Consider the following 17,137-nt stretch of genomic DNA (forward strand, 5'->3'; position numbering starts at 1 on the left):
CTATGCGGGCGGGACGTAGCCCGCCGCGGACTGGCGCAGTTGCCAGATCGCGGCGGGGCATAGCTCCTGGGCGGATTGGCTGATCAGATAGGACGCCTGGAACTCGTCAGTGGTTGAGAAGTCGGACTTGATGGTGTTAACCAACTGGCCATATCTGACGCCGGAATTGATCTGATCGCAAACGCCGTGGCCGTAGGCCAGCGCGGCGTCGGCATTGGGGAAGTTGTAGCCCGGTCGGACAGTGACGTTGATCAGGTAGCCGATGTTGTCCGCGTGGGCCGGATCCGCGGTGGTGAGCGCGCCCAGTGCTGCCAACGTACCGGCAATCAGCAGGCGCGGTGCGCGGGTAAGCATTCCCATATTGGTTTGAGTCCCATATGCGGTCGGCGAATGTGGGGATACGTGCAATATACATCCACACAACCGGGTCGTGATTACGAAGCGACGACTGGAGCGACTTCTATGTGGTCTCACGCCAGCCGGGAGTACCCGTCGATCGTAGTGTGCAAAAAGTGATAGCCGCGAACGGGCTGGTGGTAGGCATTGAACACTCCGCTGCTTTATCGATGTTGGAGTTATGGCCGCCGACCATGCGTCCGAGCATCCGCCATCCACCGCCCGCGGGGATCTTGCCCACCTTTTGACATCGACGTGCGCCAGGTCTCCACAAGACTGCGATTCGATGCGCCGGATCACCCGCCCGTCGGACGATCCAGCCAGCGCAGTCTGGCCAGCCCGTAGCGGGTCAGTACCCGGTGCACAGTAGAGGGGTGAAGGCCCAACAAGTAGCCGATGCGGGCCGCCCCCAGCGTCGCAGCATCCGGACTTTGATGATGCGACGTTCCGTACGCGTGGGCGTGCGACCTGGCGAGTGGTGATGCGAGGATCGACCAACCATTCGTGCCCCGCCGTGATCCCGATACCGCCCGGCTCCGCGCCGTGCCGTGGTGGCCGAGACCTGGAATCGTTCTGCAGCTCGGCGCGCGGACCAGCCATCGTCAACGACGCAACGAGCCAGCTTTAAGCGACCAGTTTCTGACAGCGGGGCATTACGTGGACCACGAAGACCTCCGGGGTGAGTGGGTTCCTAGACAGCTCGCACTTCACTCGGAGTCTTCGTTATGTCACCACGCCACGCCGCACCTAACGTCCGTGGTCAGTACGTTAGGTCTGTGCGGGCAGCGCGGCGGTGTCCACGTCGTCGCCGGCCCGCCGTCGCGGCTGCGGGGGCAGGAAGTGGTAGTTGCCTCGCGGATAGACCACCTGCGGCCACCAGAACCACCGGCCGAGCATCGTCGCGATCGAGGGCATCAGCAGCGACCGCACGATGAAGGTGTCGATCAGCAGGCCGATCGCGATCGTCGAACCCATCTGGGCCAGCACGACCAGCTTGCTGAACATCATGCCCGCCATCGTGGCGGCGAACACCAGACCGGCTGACGTCACCACCCCGCCGGTGCCCGCCATCGAGCGGATGATGCCCGTCTTCAGGCCGGCGTGGATCTCGTCCTTGAACCGGGAGACCAGCAGCAGGTTGTAGTCGGAGCCGACCGCCAACAGGATGATGACCGACATCAGCATGACCAGCCACTGCACCTGGATCCCGAACAGGTCCTGCCACAGCAGTACCGAGATACCGAACGACGCGGCGATCGAGCTGCCCGCCGTACCGACGATCACCAGTGCGGCGACTACGCTTCGGGTCAGGATCAGCATGATCATGAAGATCAGCGTCAGCGACGACACGACGGCGATCAGAAGGTCGTAGCGTGCGCCGTCGGACATGTCCTTGTAGGTTGCCGCGACGCCACCGAGATGGATCTTGGCGTTCGACAGCGACGACATCTTCAGCGCCTCTTGGGCGGCCTTGCGTTCCGAGTCGACGCGGGCGATGCCGTCCACTGTCGCCGGGTCGCCCTCGTGGGTGATGAACATGCGGGTCGACTTGCCGTCCGGGGAGAGGAACATTTTCAGGCCGCGTTCGAAGTCCGGGTTCTGGAAGGCCTCCGGCGGCAGGAAGAACAGGTCGTCGTTCTTGGCCTGGTCGAAACTCTCGCCCATCGCCAGTGCGGTGTCGTTGGTCGCCTGCATCTGGTCCAGCAGGGCCTTCTGCGAGTTGTACGACGCGAGTGCCAGGTCGCGGCTGACCTTCATCGACGCGATCGTCTGTGGGAGCAGCGCCGTCAGTTGCGGCGCGAGCGACGCCAGCTGATCGGTATTGCCTTGCACGCCTTCGGTTTTGTCGGTTACCTCGTCGATTCCGTCGAGGGAGTCGAACAGCGACCGGGCCGCGGCGCACAGCGGAATGTCGTAGCAGTGCGGTTCCCAGTAGAAGTAGTTCCGCATCGGCCGGAACTGGTCGTCGAAGTTCGCGATGTTGTCGCGCAGCGCTTTGGTGGTCTCCAGCAGATCCTGCGACCTGGCTGCCGAGTCCTGGGTGAGCTGCGTCTGCTTCAGCGACAGCTGGTACTGCTTTTCCAGGATGTCGATGGAAACATTCATCGAATCAACGGTTTTCAGCTGGTTGTCGAGCTGGTCCCGCTGGAACGGCAGGTTCATGTTGGTGGTCTGGCCCGCCACCGAAGTCTGGAACGGAATCGAGCTGTGCTGGATCGGGATGCCCAGCGGCCGGGTGATGCTCTGCACCATCGCAATGCCCTCGGTGTGCATGACGTTGCTGGCGATCTTGTTCAGCACCAGCATGTCCGCGGGATTACGCATGTCGTGGTCGGCCTCCACCATCAGGATGTCGGGGTTCATCCGGGCCTGCGTGAAGTGCCGGTCAGCGGCGGCGAAGCCCTGGTTCACCGGGGCTTCATTGGGAAGGTAGTAGCGGTCGTTGTAGGCGGGCTTGTAGCCGGGGATTGCCACGATGCCGATGAGGACCACGAACAGGCTGGCGACGAAAATCGGTGCGGGCCAGCGGACCACGGCGGTACCAACGCGCCGCCAAAAGCGGCTCTGCGGCGGTCGCTTCGACTCGTATAGACCGACGCGGCTGCCCAGGAAGAGCACGGCAGGGCCGAGCGTGACCGCGATCGCCACGATCACGAGCATGCCGATCGCGACGGGCGCGCCCATGGTGGTGAAGTACGGCAGTCGCGCGAAGGACAGGCAGTACGTCGCTCCGGCGATTGTCAGGCCGGAACCCACGATGACGGGGGCCACGGATTTGAAGGTGGCGTAATAGGACTCGTCCCGGTCCAGCCCCATGCCGCGGTCTTCGCGATATCGGCCGAAGATGAAGATGCCGTAGTCGGTGGCGGCCGCGATCGCCAACATCGTGAGGATGTTGCCGGCGAATGTCGTCAACCCAAAGGCGCCGTGCAGAGCCAGAATCGACACCACACCGCGGGCGGTCAACAACCCGAGGAAGGTCAGGAACAGCTGGATCAGCGTGGTCCGGATCGATCGGTAGACGATGAGCAGCATGCCCGCGATCGCGGCCAGGGTGATCAGGGTAATCATGGCGAGGCTGGCGTTACCGATGACGTGGAGGTCGTCGGTCAGCGCTGCCGGACCGGCGACGTAGGCCTGCACGCCGGGCGGGGCCGGGGTCTCCTTGATCACCTTGCGGACCTCGTCGACACCTTCGTTGGCCAGCGTCTGGCCCTGTTCGCCGGCAAGGTTCAGCATCACGTAAGCGGCCTTGCCATCGGCACTTTGGGCACCGGCGGCCGTCAGCGTGTCACCCCAGAAGTCTTGGATGTGCTGGATGTGCTCGGGATCCTGTTCCAGCTTGCGGATGATCTGGTCGTAGTACTGGTGCGCGTCCGGGCCGAGGGGCTTCTGGCCCTCGATCACGACCATGATCGTGCTGTTGGAGTTGAACTCTTTGAAGTTGGCGCCCATCAACTTCATCGCCTTCATCGACGGCGCATCTTCGGGCGCCATTGGGGCCGAGTGCATCTCGCCGACGACCTCGAGCTGGGGCGCGACGACGTTGACCAGAACGGCGATCGCGATCCAGAACAGCACGATCGGCAGCGCCAGGATGCGCAACAGGTGCGGGAGGACCGGACGCTTCGGCTTGCTGGCGGGTTCGGGCGCGGTGACGGTGTGGGTCATGCTGACTTCACCAGGCAGTAGGTCTGGGCGTTGACGCCATCGGCCGATTGCTCCTCACGGACGGTTCCGTTCACAGTGACGCGGCATCCAATCTGGTCGCCGTCGGTCCGCGCCATGAGACTGGCGCTGACAGCCGGCAAGGTTGTCGACAAGGTGACCGACCACGGCAGCGATGCGGTGATCGTGTGCACTTTGGCTTCCGGGTCGAAATAGCTGATCTGGGCGGTGGTGCCGGGTGCACCGTAGACGTCGTAGACCATGACCTTGGGGTTGAACTGGACGATCTCGATGCCAGCACCCGATCCGGCGTTGAGGTCCTGGGATCCGAACATCCTGTGCAGACGCGAAACGACCAGTCCCGAGACCGCAAGCACGACGATCAGAATCAACGGGACCCAAATGCGTTTCAGCACACGTCCCACCGGAATTGCTTTCACCCCAACACCTTCCGTCAATCGACGGGCCGCGGTGCGGCCGTCTCCGCCGCACAGTCAGCGTTGGCCATGAGCCGGCCGATGAGCGGCAACGCCACTCGTGCCGACAGCCACAACGCCGCCTGCTCTTCGGCCGTCAGCGTCGTCATCAACGCCGCCAAGCGTTCCCGGCGCATGCGCTTCCGCTCATCGAGCAATGCCTGCCCCTGGACGGTGCTGGCGATCAGGCACGCCCGGCCGTCATCGGGGTCGGGCAACCGGGTCACCAGCCCCGCGCGTTCGAGCCGTTGGACCAGCTGCGTCATCGACGGCTGGCTGCCACCTTCCTTGCTAGCCAGCGTGGTCAACCGGATCGGTCCTTCACGACACACCCGATTCATCGTGAATGCTGCGGACGCGCTCAGGTCAGCGCGATCGCTGAGGAACCGGATCGTCAGATCCATCGCCTGATCCAGAACCTCCCCGACGCAGTCGACTCCCTCGGCAGCCGTGCCTTCTTCCACGATAGATATATATCACGTGCTCTATATAGTCACAATCGGAATTCGCTCGAGGTTAAGCACAAGCTGAGGGCGCGGCTCCTTAGGCGATTCTCGGCATTACTAGCGGTCCCCCGCAGTGCTCGTTGCGCCATGGCGGTGACAAGTTGCGGTTGTCGCGTCGCCCCGCGTCCCGTGCGTCTCGATTGAGAACGCGACTTCCAAGTGCGGGGCTAGCCTCGCAGCACGAAGGGTCCGTGCCCTGCAGATGACCCCAGTCGACGCTGTCATATCCCCTTGTTGCTCAGCGACGAGCACTACGATCGTGTCCCGCGCCGGCGTCAGAACCCCGGCTGCGTCAAGCTCACCGACACGTCCAAAGTGTCAGCCGCCTTGCGCGGTGCGCTCGCCGACTTAAACTCCGTCTGATCGCAAGGCGTGCCGCGCGGCTCAATGGATAACCGGCGTTATCCACCAACGCTCTCCAGCGACGGCCGTGGAACGAAATACGATGCGTCACATGCTTATCTGTGGATAACAGCAGATGTCCATAAATATCTGGCGTCATGGGGCCGTGCCCAGATCAGGCCCCGCCGCAACCTCCGCAGCAGGCCTGCCCTACTGGTTCAGCGAGTTCCTGGCTGACCGGGCGGTGCGCAAACCCTCGCCGCACAACCGCCGCACGGATCGCGGACCTGCGGGCCACCGCGGTCAACAGGGACAACTTGCGCGCGGCGTTCGCCGCCTACGCCGACACCCAGCATCGGACAAGACCTGTATGCCGGGGTGTCTGAGCTGGAACCCCGGACCTGTGGCATTTTCGCGGGACGACAATCGATTTGGTCGGCACCTCATTCCGGATGACGCGTGCCCGCGAAGACGATGCACACCAATCGACTACGACCCGTCGATAGGTACCGAAAGGCCGGCCTGGTGTCGTACGAGCCCGCAAACTGATGTCGAGTGGATGTTCTTCCGGCCGGTGCGATTGGGCGGTCCTGACGGCAGTTGTACGTATCTGCTGTGCGTCTGTAGTCCGGGGACGAATGCTAGGACTCCTCGCTGTTGGCCGAGCCGTACAGCGGGGGGTGTGGCATCTGAGTTAGTCCCCGGCCACACGAAGAGGACTGGGAAGTCGAAGTACTCGCCTTTCCTGGCACAGGGTTGTTGATCAATACTAACGGGCCAAGCTAGCTTGGCGTGATCAAGACGGTGCTCAACGCTCGGGCGAGCACCGCGGATTGGGATTGCGCATAATGGCGGCGTAGTGGTGCTCCAAGATGCACTGAAATGGCAGTTAACGTCTGCTAGTACGGCGCATTAATCAGTTTCCGGATCGAGTCAATCCGTTTCGAGCGGTGCTCGTTACACTGGGCTGGGTGACTGGTCCAACAGCGACTCCCCGCCGGCTGCGGGTGGATGCCGCACGCAACCGCCAGCGAGTCATGGACGCGGCGCGTCAACTGTTCGCCGAGCGTGGACTCAAACCAAACCTCAACGACGTAGCGCACCGGGCGGGTCTGGGAGTGGGGACTGTGTACCGGCGGTTCGCCACGAAGGACGAGTTGATCGAGGCGATTTTCGTCGATGGGCTCGATCAGCTGACCGCGCTCGCAGAGGAAGGACTCCGCCACGACGATCCCTGGGAGGGATTCGTCTGGTTCGTCCAGCGCATGTGCGAGATCACGGCAACGGATCGAGGATTTCGAGAAATTGCTGTTAGCAAGGTATTTGCGAGTGCTCGCGTGAGTGCCGCGAAGGAACGCTTGGGGCCCCCGCTAGCCCAACTTGTCGAGAACGCCCAGTCGGACGGGCGTCTGTGGCCCGACTTCTCCTCCACGGACATGCCCATCATCACCTTGCTTGCCGGAATGGTCAGCGACTTCGCCGGAGATGTCAATCCCGATCTGTGGCGGCGATACGTCGGCCTCCTTCTGGACGGCATGCGATGCCATCCGAGCCAGGACCCCTTAGTTGTCGACGCACTGGGCGAGCATGGCCTCGACGCAGCGATGGGCACGGGGAGCCCGCAGGTGCGTAGCATGGCGGCTCATCGCCCCAAGCCAGCTCCTCCGGTTTGGCGGGATGCGTGGCTTTTTGCGCCACCGTGAGGTGCGCCGCACTCAACGGCCCGTACACCGAGACCAGATTGTGCGCGGGCCATTCCCGCAATTGCGACGAGCGACGCGACCACGCCCTGATGTCGTCGCGACAAAATCCTGCGATCTCGGTCGACGCCGATAGGATCCCAACGACTGGGGCAACTCGCGGCGCAACGTGGTCTGATAGATGACCACGCGCGGGCCCCGTGATACGGCGACGTCCAGTCGGTTGACACCAACACGCCGTCGTCGCGGGCTTGCCGGTTCGGCACGATCACATGGGTATGCAGATGCGAATCCCCTGACCCCCACACTGCCAGGCGAGGTCTCCACGTCGGACATCGCCGATGACGCTACTTACCTGACACACGGGTGAAGCGTCAACCGCGGCGGTTCGGGCGCGCGGAACCTCAAGTACGACGCGTGGTGGTACTCAGAGCGGTCCCTCATCAGGCCACTGTTCCTCATCTCGGTTCGAGACCCGGTTGCGTTTCTTGGCGCGGTACATGGCTCGGTCGGCCACCCGCAGGATGTCTATGGCGCTGCGTCGCTCGTCGGGCCCCACCAATGCGCTGCCAATGCTGCCGCAGATGCGTACCTCCGCTCCCTGCAGATTCACCGGTGCCGACAGTAAGGTGTGAAGGGAGTGTTCCTGTCGGTCGACGTCGGTGTGGGTGAGATCGCCGAATAGCAGGATGACGAATTCGTCACCTCCCCAGCGGCCGACCATATCTTCGGGATCTATGGCGTCGCGAAGTCGCTGGGCGGCGAGGCACAGTACATCGTCGCCGGCGGCGTGGCCCATGGTGTCGTTGATGGTCTTGAGGTTGTCTAGATCGAAGAAGAGCACCGCGCCTAGGCGTCGACCGTTGCTGGGGTGATTCAGTGCGGTGATGCGGGACAGGATATGGGCACGGTTGGGCAGCCCAGTCAACGCATCATGCGTGGCCTGGTGGGCGAGATGTTGATTCGCCACGTGTTGGTCGGTGATGTCGTGGATGGTAATGACCACCGAGGAATGGTGGGGATCGGAGGGCTCCAATAGCCGACAACTTCCCGATAGCCACACCCGGTGCCCATCGATGCGGTCGAAACCCAGGATGCGGCCGGTGAGCGGGACACCCGTCTTCAGCGTCTGGGCGATCGGGTGCTCATCACCGAGGAGTCGTCGCCCGTCGGGCTCATAGAGGGGGATGTCGGCAGCGCGGTCCACCTGGTATTCGTCGAGGAGCACGTCGAACCTGGTGCCTAGAATACTTTCGGCGGCGGCGTTAACCGTTTCGTCGCGGCCGTCGGCGCCGAGGATGATGATTCCGGCGTCTATTGATGCCACCACGGTTTGAAGGTGCTGTTCAGCACGGCGCAGCGCGGTGAGGTCCGCGCAAGCCACGACATAGCCGGTGTCCATCGCCGCGGCAGACACCCGCACGGTCAGGCCCGTTCCGTCCGCGGCATGGTGGAGCGTCTGCACGACACCCCCGGCAGCGATCGCCGTTGGGTCCAACGGGGCCCCGACGGCCTCGCTCACGGGGCGACCCACCACCTCCGCTGCGGTTCGACCGTATATGCTCGCGGCGGCGGGATTCCAGCTGGTGACGACGCCGGCTGCGGTAGTGGCAATGAGTGCGTCGCTGACATGGTGGTGCATTAGTGCGGCCTGGTAGCGCAAATCGTCGGCAGTCCGCTGAGTCGTCACTTCGTCGAAAATGACTTGAAACGCGGGCCGTCCCAGCCATCGGATCCGCACCGCCACCGCAATCGCCTCGATGGCAGCGCCATCGAGGCGCAGCACGACACCAGCTGATGGAGCAGAGGCATCACCATGCCTTCGCATTGCAGAGATGTGTGCCCGAATCCCGTCGAGCGCGTCTGAGTGAACAAGCTCAGCCAGGGAGCGACCCACCAGCTGAACGTCCGATTCCGCCTTCATCCAGACCACGAATGCAGTATTGACATATAAGAGCACTTCGCCGTCATGCACGCACACCGGGCTAAGGCTGCGTTCAGCTAACTGCCGATAACCCCGCTCGTAGGCGCACGCGGGCTGATGCCAGCAATCACCCTCCCAGACGCAGGCGCCACCGTCGCTCTGCGCACTGCAGTCGCGCCCACCACGATTCAATTGAATATGTTCAGTGCTCACCCAGACCCCGTCTCGACCGTTGATGCTACTACACCGTGCCGTGACGCGTCGCCCGTGGCGTTAGGCTGCGGCTACTTCGGCAGGGGCAGATGGGTCCGACATCAACTCGTGCCTCACCATGAGAGGTTACGACTGGCTGAGCTTCTTGGGCGGGTACCGACCCACAGCTCGCTGCGCCAGCGGGTCGGATGGATTTCGGTGAGCGTCAGTGGGAATCTCGCGAGCGGCACGTCTCTCGCGGGAGCGCCGGCTAACTCGATGACGAGCTCCTGGACGACGAGATTCCCAGTAATGCGGCAGGACGGCAACGTCGAGGCATCAATGTTTCGGGCCAGCACGAGCTGCTGGAGCTGTGGGGGTGGGTTCTATGCTGCCGTATCGCCGCCCCACTTAAGAGACGTGCCAATCGGCGTGGGAACGCTTCACTGGTCTTGTCGAGGTCGACGATCGGGCCGATCTGGCGCGCAACTGGTTGCTTGCCCATCTGGTCGACGGGTGTCAAGCTCGCCACCGATACGTTCGTCGTGCAGAAGGTCTTCGATGTTGGCCCCTTACTAGAGCCCCACGGTGAGGGACGCCGTGGCGCTCTGCGTGGACGAAAAAGCGGGATGCGGCCTCGGACCGATCCCAACCAGTGTCGGCGACGGTGCCGGGGCCTGAACGGGGCAGCGACGTTGCGGGCCCCTCGGCGCCGATCTTGTTCGGGAACACCAGGAACTCTCGTCGTAATGACGGAATGCAACGAGCCGATGACTCCTTCCGGCCGGCAGGTCCAGCGCTGCGCACAAGTTAGAGTTGCGGCGTACAAGTTAGAGTTCATGTGGCGAACGCAGTCACGACTGATCCTCACCGGGCCCGCACCGAAGTTGCACAGGGCTCGGGATTCTTCTAGTTGTGGCCGGCCCAGCCTTCGTCGTCAAATCGGGGGTGTGCCCCTTAAGAGAGGACAGTCGTGAACGACTATGAAGCAATCAGACGCGTTATCGCGTTGCACGCTCAGCTACTTGACGAGCGTCGATGGTCCGAACTTGCGGCGTTGTTCAGCCCGGATGGTGTGCTGCCGTGGAATGGAAACACTTTTAGGGGGCGAAAGGAGATCATCGAGGGGCTGCCAGGGACGCAACCAGCGACCCCGCACAGGATCAAACATTTCGTATACGCACCGGTAATCGAGATCGATGGAAACGATGCCAGAGCCTGGAGCGATGTGATCGTGTCGCTGGTACCCAAAGAGGGCTCCGCCGAGATGTCGTTTGTAGGGCGCTATCACGATCACCTTCGTCGTGAAAATGGATGCTGGCGACTGCTCAAGCACATCACGGTGAAAACCGGCGACGCCCTGCCCGACGATGAACGGTTGCCGTCAGGGCTTTATGCCGACGACCAGACTCGCTGAGGGTAAACGGCGACACTCACCCGGCGTGACCGAAGTTCCACGGGACACGGACCGCACCGATACCCGTCTGGTGATCCGATAAACAGCGGCATCGGTTGTCGCGCACAGGGTATCGTCAACTCAACGCCGCCCTGCACCCCTCGCAATGACCCAGTCGCGCATACACCCACCCGCCGGGGAGTTGCTGGCTCGCCGAAAAGCCGGCGGCGACGGGCGGGATGGAAGCACTACGGATCCTCAGCCGTCGGCTCTCAGACGTCGTCTATCGAGCCATCCTTGTCCGTTCTCATTGAATCTGGGGCACATTTACTAGTCTGACCTGCATTGCCCCAGATTGGATGAGAATTTCGATCGCGACGTTTCTCATTGAATCTGGGGCTACCCTGCTTCCGCGCCCGGCTGCGAGCGCAGCAGGGTAGCCGGAATGGTCTCCTGTCGATTCCGTTGGCTCGGGTACGTCTTCGGTATAACTACTGTGATCGTGTCTCTCGTGACACACGATCATGATTCTGTGGTGCGCTCGCTCGTGTTGGTAGTTCGGGTGCCGGCTGCGGCCTTTGAGCACCTTGGCCACCGCCCGTTTTAGATTGTCATAGCGGATACGGGCCGGGACATCACCAAAGTGGTTGAACGCCAACACATGCCGATGCAGGAGCGCCTCCTGGCCCTGAGTGGTGAAGTTGCTCCGAGCTAGAGGGCGAACGCTCCGCCTTTGATGAGGATGAGGGCCCCGATTGTGATCAGTGCAACGGGCAGAACGATGTGGCCCCAGCGTGAGAGTGCTTTGGCGATGATCGGGTGGGAGGCGAAATATCGGCCGGCCGCGCACCAGATGGCCACACCGATGAGGAACACGATGATGTAAACACCGATGGTGGCGATCGTTGAGACGGCGAAGATCGGAACGTACACGCCGATGTTGTCGCCGCCGTTGGCGAAGGTGATGACTGCGACCTGCCAGGTGCCAGGCGTCAACAGTGTTGCGGGATCATCGGTCGGCGCCGGTTGGGTGCGGCGATCCCGCCAGGCCAGCCATGCCGCCCGCAGCCCCAACACGATGGGCAGCAGCCCGAAGTACGGCAGTGCGGCTGGAGGAAGCAGCGTGGCACCCAGGAGTGCGCCGCCGACCGAAACTGCCAAGATGGCGGTGAAGCCGAGGTACTGACCGGCGGTCACTCGGATGGCTGCGCCACGATGACCGGGCGCCTGGCCGAACATCACCGCGAGGACCACGATGTCGTCGATATTGGTGATGGCGAAGGTGGCGATCGCCTGAACGAGTGTGGCTGGGCTCAGCACGGCCAATGCGACCAGCTTCGAGTGAAATCCCACCGCATCGGGTGAGCCTACTGCTCAGCAGGCCCCGCGCTCCCGCGCACCAACGACCTCCAGTGGGGCGGAAATTCATGACGACTGCCGGGGTCAACGGACTTGACGAAATACATGCCTCCGGTGCCACGGAGGTGGCTCCTAGAGGTATCGACATACGTCATCGGCGCTGCATGATTCCGGGTCGACGCTTTCGGCGCCCTGCCGCAGCCGGGCGATGGTCTCGCGCAGTGCCACCAGTGCGCTGATCTGCTCGTCGAGGTCGGTCAGTCGGATGTCGAGCAGGTCGCGCACGTGCGTGCACGGCGCGTGGCCGCTGTCACGGATGTCGAGGATCTGCCGAATCTGGGCGAGGCTGAACCCGGCGGCCTGTCCCCGTCGGATGAAGCCGACCCGGGCGATCGTGTCGGCGGCATAGTCGCGATACCCCGCCGGGGAACGTTCGGCGGGCGGGAGCAGGCCTTCGTCTTCGTAGTAGCGCAGCGTCGCGGTGGTGGCCCCGGTCGCCTCGGCGAGCTTCCCGATTCTCACGATGTCTCCTCAGAACACTTGACCTTCAAGCCTACTTGAAGGTCAAGGATGGGTGCATGAGTCAGGGATTGGACCTCGCGGTCATCGGTTCCGGCGGCGCGGCGATGGCCGCGGCGATCCGCGCTACCGCGCTCGGCAAGTCCGTCGTCATGATCGAGCGCGGCATCTTCGGTGGCACGTGTGTCAACACCGGCTGCGTGCCGTCAAAGGCCCTGATCGCAGCGGCCGAGGCCCGGCATACCGCAGCCGACACTGCCCGGTTCCCGGGGATCGCCACCACGGCCGGCCCGGTGGACATGGCGGCCCTGATCGCCGGCACGCACGATCTGGTGGAGTCGCTGCGCTCAGAGAAGTACCTCAACGTGGCCGAATCGTATGGCTGGCAGCGCATTCAGGGCCAAGCGCGGTTCGCCGGAACCCCGGACGCGCCCGTCATCGAGGTCGGCGATGCCACCATCGAGGCCGAGCACTACCTGATCGCCACCGGCGCGAACCCAGTCATCCCGCCCGCATTCGAGGGCGTCGCCTACCTGACCTCGACCACCGCGATGGAAGTCACCGAGGTCCCGGAGTCGCTGCTGGTGATCGGCGGCGGCTACGTCGCGTTGGAGCAGGCGCAACTGTTCGCCCGGCTCGGGTCAACGGTGACGGTGCTGGTCCGCTCCACGCTGGCATCGAAGGAAGAGCCGGAAGTCGGCATGGCGCTGCTGGAGGTGTTCGCCGACGACGGCATCCGGGTGGTGCGCCGCGCCACGGTGAGCGAGGTCGAGCAGGCCGACGATCAGGTCACGGTCACCGCGACCATCACCGGCGGAACGCAGCAGTTCCGTGCCGCGAAAGTCCTCGTCGCCACCGGCCGCCGTCCGAACACCGACGGCCTGAATCTCGAAGCGGTGCAGGTCAAAACCGGCGAGAACAACGAGGTCGTGGTGAGCGACGGGCTGCAGTCGTCGAACCCACGGATCTGGGCGGCCGGCGACGTGACCGGGCACCGCGAGTTCGTCTACGTCGCCGCCCATCACGGCGCGATGGTCGCCGACAACATCTTCACCGACGCCGGCCGCAGGGTCGACTACCGCCATCTGCCCCGCGTGACGTTCACCAGCCCCGCGGTCGGTGCGGCCGGGACGACCGAGGCCGAGCTCCTCGCCGCCGGGACACGGTGCGACTGCCGGGTGCTGCCGCTAAAACATGTGCCGCGTGCGGTGGTCAACCGAGACACCCGCGGTTTCATCAAACTCGTCGCCGACGCCGGCACCGGCCGCATCCACGGCATCACCGCCGTCGCCAAGGATGCTGGCGAGATCGCCGCCGCCGCGGTCTACATCCTCGACGCCGCGATGACCGTCGACCAGGTCGCCGGGTCCTGGGCCCCGTATCTGACCATGGCCGAAGGCATCAAAATCGCCGCCCAGTCCTTCAGCGCCGATATGTCCCGACTGTCCTGCTGCGCATCCTGACGCATGGCTCACTCGAAAGGTTCCTGATGCCCAATTTCCTTGACCGCCTGACCATTCCGGAAGAGTCCGGGCTCGACCCGACGATGCTGGTGCCGTTGCTGCGGCTGCTCGCCGCCGGCGAGCCGGTCACCGTGGAGGCGCTCGCCGCGGCCGTCGGCCTCCCGGTTGACGAGGTGACCCGGCGTCTGGCCGCGGTACCCGACACCGAATACGACGAGCAGGGCCGCATCGTCGGCCAGGGCCTGACCCTGCGCCCGACCCGCCACCGATTCACCGTGGCCGGCCAAGAGCTCTACACCTGGTGCGCCCTGGACACCCTCATCTTTCCCACCATCCTGGACCGGCCCGCCAGCATCGAATCCGAATCACCCGTCAGCGGGCACCCGATCAGGGTCTCGGTCGGCGAAAACGGTGTCACCAGCGTGCAGCCCGAGACCGCGGTGGTCTCGCTGGTCAACCCCGACGACCTCACCTCGATCCGGTCCTCATTCTGCAACCAGGTGCACTACTTCACCTGCGCGCAGGACGCCGCGCCGTGGCTCGCCGAGCACCCCGAAGGTCAGATCGTCAGCGTCGCTGAGGCCCACCAACTCGGCGCAGCCCTGACCACACAAATCCTTACCCAGCTCCATACCCCGCCAACTGCCCACCCCGGCTGCTGCAGCTGACCAGCCGCACCCAACCTGATGAGGAGAAATCAATGAATCAACGTCCACGAAGAAATCCCGTGCTGCTGGGTGCGGCAGCGGTGCTGGTGACGGCCCTGTGTTGCGCCGCGCCAGTCCTGATCGCCGGCGGCGCGCTCGCCGCCGTGTGTGGACTGCTCGAGAATCCATGGGTCATCGGGGCAGCCGTCGCGCTGCTGCTGGCGGCTGTGGTCGCCTTCGCCCGCCGCGGTCAACGCGGCGATCACTGCTGTCCCGCCGACAGCCATTCACCCGCGACGCACACGCTCGACGACCTGACGAAAGGAAGCATCGACAATGTCTGAAACGCGTTCGTTTACACCCCACAGGTGGGCGGGCGTTACGGCTGTGATGCTGGCAGCGGGCGCGCTGACCGCGTGCGGCCAATCGGCCACAACCAGCAATCCGACCTCACCGCCACACGCCAACGCCACAACCCAGGCGACGGCGGCGACACTGACCACGGTGGACGGCAAAACCGTCGAACTGCCCGCTGCCGCCCCGACCGCGATCCTGTTCTTCTCCTACGGGTGCGGCGAATGCGTCGGCGGCGGTAAATCCCTGGCCGCTGCTCGGGCGGCCGTGGAGAAAGCCGGAGGCAGCGCCAAGTTCCTAGCCGTCGACATCGTCCCCACCGAGAAACCCGCCGATGTTCGCCACTTCCTGGACCAGATCGGCGGCACCAGCCTGCCCGCGGTCGTCGATACTAACGGGGCCCTGACCAGCCGCTACCAGGTGACCGCGCCGACCACCGCCCTCGTCATCGACCCGTCCGGGCAGATCAGCTACCGCGGCCACGCCCCGTCCCAGGATCAGATCCTGGCCGCCCTCGGCAGCAGCGCCGCACGGTGAACCTGCTCGCGCTCGCGTTTACCGCTGGCATGCTCGCCCCGGTCAACCCCTGCGGGTTCGCGCTGCTACCGGCGTGGATCACCGGCACCATCGCCACCGGCGGCACCGATGCGGTGCTCGTGCGGCTGGCCCGGGCACTGCGCACCGGGGCCGTCCTGACCATCGGGTTCACCGGCACCCTCACCCTCGCCGGTATCGCGATCAGTGCCGGTGCCCGGACCCTGGTGACGGCTGCTCCCTGGCTCGGGATCACGATCGGGCTCACCCTGGCCATCTTGGGCGGCTTCATGCTCACCGGCCGCACCATCGGTCTGCGTATGCCTGCCCGGACGCGTCATCGGCCGGACTCCCCAACAGCCGGTGGTGTGCTCGCGGCCGGAATCGGCTACGCCCTGGCGTCACTGTCCTGCACCTTCGGGGTACTGCTCGCGGTGATCGCCCAGGCCCAGGCCACCAGCGGATGGGGCGGTCTGCTGGCAGTGTTCACCGCATACACAGCCGGTGCCGCCACCATCTTGATGCTGGTCAGCGTCGGCACCGCCATCGCCGGCACGGCCCTGACCCGGCATCTGGGTATCCTCGCCCGCCACGGGACCCGCGTCACCGCCGTTGTCCTCATCGCCACCGGCGCCTACCTCGCGTGGTACTGGCTGCCCGCGGCCACCGGGCACACCGCCAGCGGCGGCAACCTGCTCACCGGCTGGTCGGCCACCGCGACCGGATGGCTGCAGGACCACGCCCTCCCGGCCAGCGTCATTGCCGCCTTCGCTGTGGTGGTCAGCGCGGTGGCCGCGTGCTGGACCACCCACCGCCGGCCAATCACCGGCAAGCAGCGCCGCCGGTGATGATTCACCGGCCGATACACCCAGCCAGATACCACTGTCCCTAACGATTAGAAAGCCGATAGATACAACCGTCGGACACAGTCAGATGCACACCACAAGTGCCTTACTGATAAGGCACATTCAAGACTGCCGACCCCTAAGCGCGACACGCCAGTTCTGCGCCGTCTGAGCGTGTCGTCAATACGGCAGTGGCGAATAGGCGTCGGTACTGCGCCCATTGCTCGACGGGGGTGGCGTCGGCATGGTGGGCGCCGGTGCGTTCGTTGATGCGGTCGAGCAGTAGCGTCGGCCAGGCGGGTTCCGTTGGCGTCCTGGGCTGTTCAACCCGAGGGCGAGCTGTGAGCAATGTTGCGGCTACGGCGATCACATCGGGGTAGGCCACCACGTGCGCTTCTAGGCCATTCTGCAGAATCCCCGCCGCCACGTGACGCTCTGCGTGAGCCCAGAAGACCAGGATGTGGCGGGCGTCGCCCAAGGCGTCATGAAGGTCGACCTCTGAATACTGACGGGCCAAGCGCCGATGCGTGCGCCCGGCACTGAGCACCGTGGGCCGGTCACGAAGATCCACCTGGTCGTCAAGAACGCGCGTTGGTGAACCGATCCAGCGTCGGTGACGGTGGCATACGGAGACATGTGCAGGCAGGTAGCAGTAGACGGGTTCGTGTATTCCCTTGCGTGCCATACATCTTTGACACAAAGGGCGGCGGAGATATTGCTTGAGCGCGGTGGGGTCGCCAGCAAGCCCGCAGAGACGGGACCGGATTACCTGCTCAGGTTGGCCGCTGACGACGGCCAACCAGTCCGGTCGCGGC

15 protein-coding genes and 2 pseudogenes are annotated in these 17,137 nt (G+C 64.3%); 7 read left to right on the top strand and 10 right to left on the bottom strand.

Annotated elements, in window-relative coordinates; all coding sequences use genetic code 11:
- The 5 genes and pseudogenes from Y900_RS28765 to Y900_RS28780 form a co-directional block, all read right to left on the bottom strand.
- Window positions 1-354 carry a DUF732 domain-containing protein gene (locus Y900_RS28765; RefSeq protein WP_036349519.1) on the bottom strand — a complete coding sequence of 118 codons (354 nt, stop codon included), beginning with the start codon at window positions 352-354 and terminating at the stop codon, window positions 1-3.
- Between the two features lie 119 nt (window positions 355-473).
- Window positions 474-1,042: pseudogene (locus Y900_RS31415) on the bottom strand (transposase family protein); the annotation flags it as partial.
- A 122-nt stretch (window positions 1,043-1,164) separates the two neighbouring features.
- Entirely contained in the window at window positions 1,165-4,068 is a 2,904-nt protein-coding gene (locus Y900_RS28770) for an MMPL/RND family transporter (protein WP_036349233.1), read from the bottom strand.
- On the bottom strand, window positions 4,065-4,505 hold the full coding sequence (locus tag Y900_RS28775; RefSeq protein ID WP_051660577.1) for an MmpS family transport accessory protein: 441 nt from the start codon (window positions 4,503-4,505) through the stop codon (window positions 4,065-4,067). The genes Y900_RS28770 and Y900_RS28775 overlap by 4 nt, the downstream gene beginning before the upstream one ends.
- Window positions 4,506-4,519: 14 nt before the next feature.
- Complete coding sequence (locus tag Y900_RS28780; RefSeq protein WP_036349235.1) at window positions 4,520-5,005, bottom strand: MarR family winged helix-turn-helix transcriptional regulator; 486 nt, start codon at window positions 5,003-5,005, stop codon at window positions 4,520-4,522.
- A gap of 1,355 nt (window positions 5,006-6,360) precedes the next feature.
- Here Y900_RS28780 and Y900_RS28785 point away from each other — a divergent pair.
- Window positions 6,361-7,092: a TetR/AcrR family transcriptional regulator gene (locus Y900_RS28785; RefSeq protein ID WP_051660613.1), complete on the top strand. Its 732-nt coding sequence runs from the start codon at window positions 6,361-6,363 to the stop codon at window positions 7,090-7,092.
- On the opposite strand, the pseudogene Y900_RS33320 reads toward Y900_RS28785, so the two are convergent.
- Window positions 7,040-7,385: pseudogene (locus Y900_RS33320) on the bottom strand (relaxase domain-containing protein); the annotation flags it as partial. The gene Y900_RS28785 and the pseudogene Y900_RS33320 sit on opposite strands and share 53 nt — an antisense overlap.
- Before the next feature lie 131 nt (window positions 7,386-7,516).
- The gene (locus Y900_RS28790) at window positions 7,517-9,226 is read right to left on the bottom strand and encodes a diguanylate cyclase domain-containing protein (RefSeq protein ID WP_109751296.1); all 1,710 of its coding nucleotides are present in this window, start codon (window positions 9,224-9,226) and stop codon (window positions 7,517-7,519) included.
- Window positions 9,227-10,178: 952 nt separating this feature from the next.
- Between Y900_RS28790 and Y900_RS28795 the strand changes: the two genes are divergently transcribed.
- Entirely contained in the window at window positions 10,179-10,622 is a 444-nt protein-coding gene (locus Y900_RS28795; protein ID WP_036349237.1) for a nuclear transport factor 2 family protein, read from the top strand.
- Window positions 10,623-11,312: 690 nt separating this feature from the next.
- On the opposite strand, the gene Y900_RS28800 is transcribed toward Y900_RS28795, so the two are convergent.
- Window positions 11,313-11,954, bottom strand: a complete 642-nt coding sequence (locus Y900_RS28800) for a cadmium resistance transporter (protein WP_079481877.1) — start codon at window positions 11,952-11,954, stop codon at window positions 11,313-11,315.
- Between the two features lie 138 nt (window positions 11,955-12,092).
- Entirely contained in the window at window positions 12,093-12,482 is a 390-nt protein-coding gene (locus Y900_RS28805) for a heavy metal-responsive transcriptional regulator (protein ID WP_005148625.1), read from the bottom strand.
- 56 nt (window positions 12,483-12,538) lie between these two features.
- Between Y900_RS28805 and merA the strand changes: the two genes are divergently transcribed.
- Genes merA through Y900_RS28830 form a run of 5 tightly spaced genes read left to right on the top strand, consistent with a single transcriptional unit; the run spans window position 12,539 to window position 16,325 of the window.
- Window positions 12,539-13,942: a mercury(II) reductase gene (gene merA / locus Y900_RS28810; protein WP_005148655.1), complete on the top strand. Its 1,404-nt coding sequence runs from the start codon at window positions 12,539-12,541 to the stop codon at window positions 13,940-13,942.
- 26 nt (window positions 13,943-13,968) lie between these two features.
- The gene (merB, locus tag Y900_RS28815) at window positions 13,969-14,610 is read left to right on the top strand and encodes an organomercurial lyase MerB (protein ID WP_005148656.1); all 642 of its coding nucleotides are present in this window, start codon (window positions 13,969-13,971) and stop codon (window positions 14,608-14,610) included.
- Between the two features lie 32 nt (window positions 14,611-14,642).
- On the top strand, window positions 14,643-14,933 hold the full coding sequence (locus tag Y900_RS28820; protein ID WP_005148657.1) for a mercuric ion transporter MerT: 291 nt from the start codon (window positions 14,643-14,645) through the stop codon (window positions 14,931-14,933).
- Entirely contained in the window at window positions 14,926-15,480 is a 555-nt protein-coding gene (locus Y900_RS28825) for a TlpA family protein disulfide reductase (RefSeq protein WP_005148658.1), read from the top strand. Before Y900_RS28820 ends, Y900_RS28825 begins: the two co-directional genes overlap by 8 nt.
- Window positions 15,477-16,325, top strand: a complete 849-nt coding sequence (locus Y900_RS28830; protein ID WP_024444598.1) for a cytochrome c biogenesis CcdA family protein — start codon at window positions 15,477-15,479, stop codon at window positions 16,323-16,325. Before Y900_RS28825 ends, Y900_RS28830 begins: the two co-directional genes overlap by 4 nt.
- Window positions 16,326-16,461: 136 nt before the next feature.
- Here Y900_RS28830 and Y900_RS33325 read toward each other — a convergent pair whose 3' ends face one another.
- Window positions 16,462-16,893 (bottom strand): hypothetical protein, encoded by a 432-nt coding sequence (locus Y900_RS33325; RefSeq protein WP_225503056.1) that lies wholly within the window; start codon window positions 16,891-16,893, stop codon window positions 16,462-16,464.
- Window positions 16,894-17,137: the final 244 nt, after the last annotated feature.

The sequence above is a fragment of the Mycolicibacterium aromaticivorans JS19b1 = JCM 16368 genome (assembly GCF_000559085.1).
Lineage (GTDB): Bacteria > Actinomycetota > Actinomycetes > Mycobacteriales > Mycobacteriaceae > Mycobacterium > Mycobacterium aromaticivorans.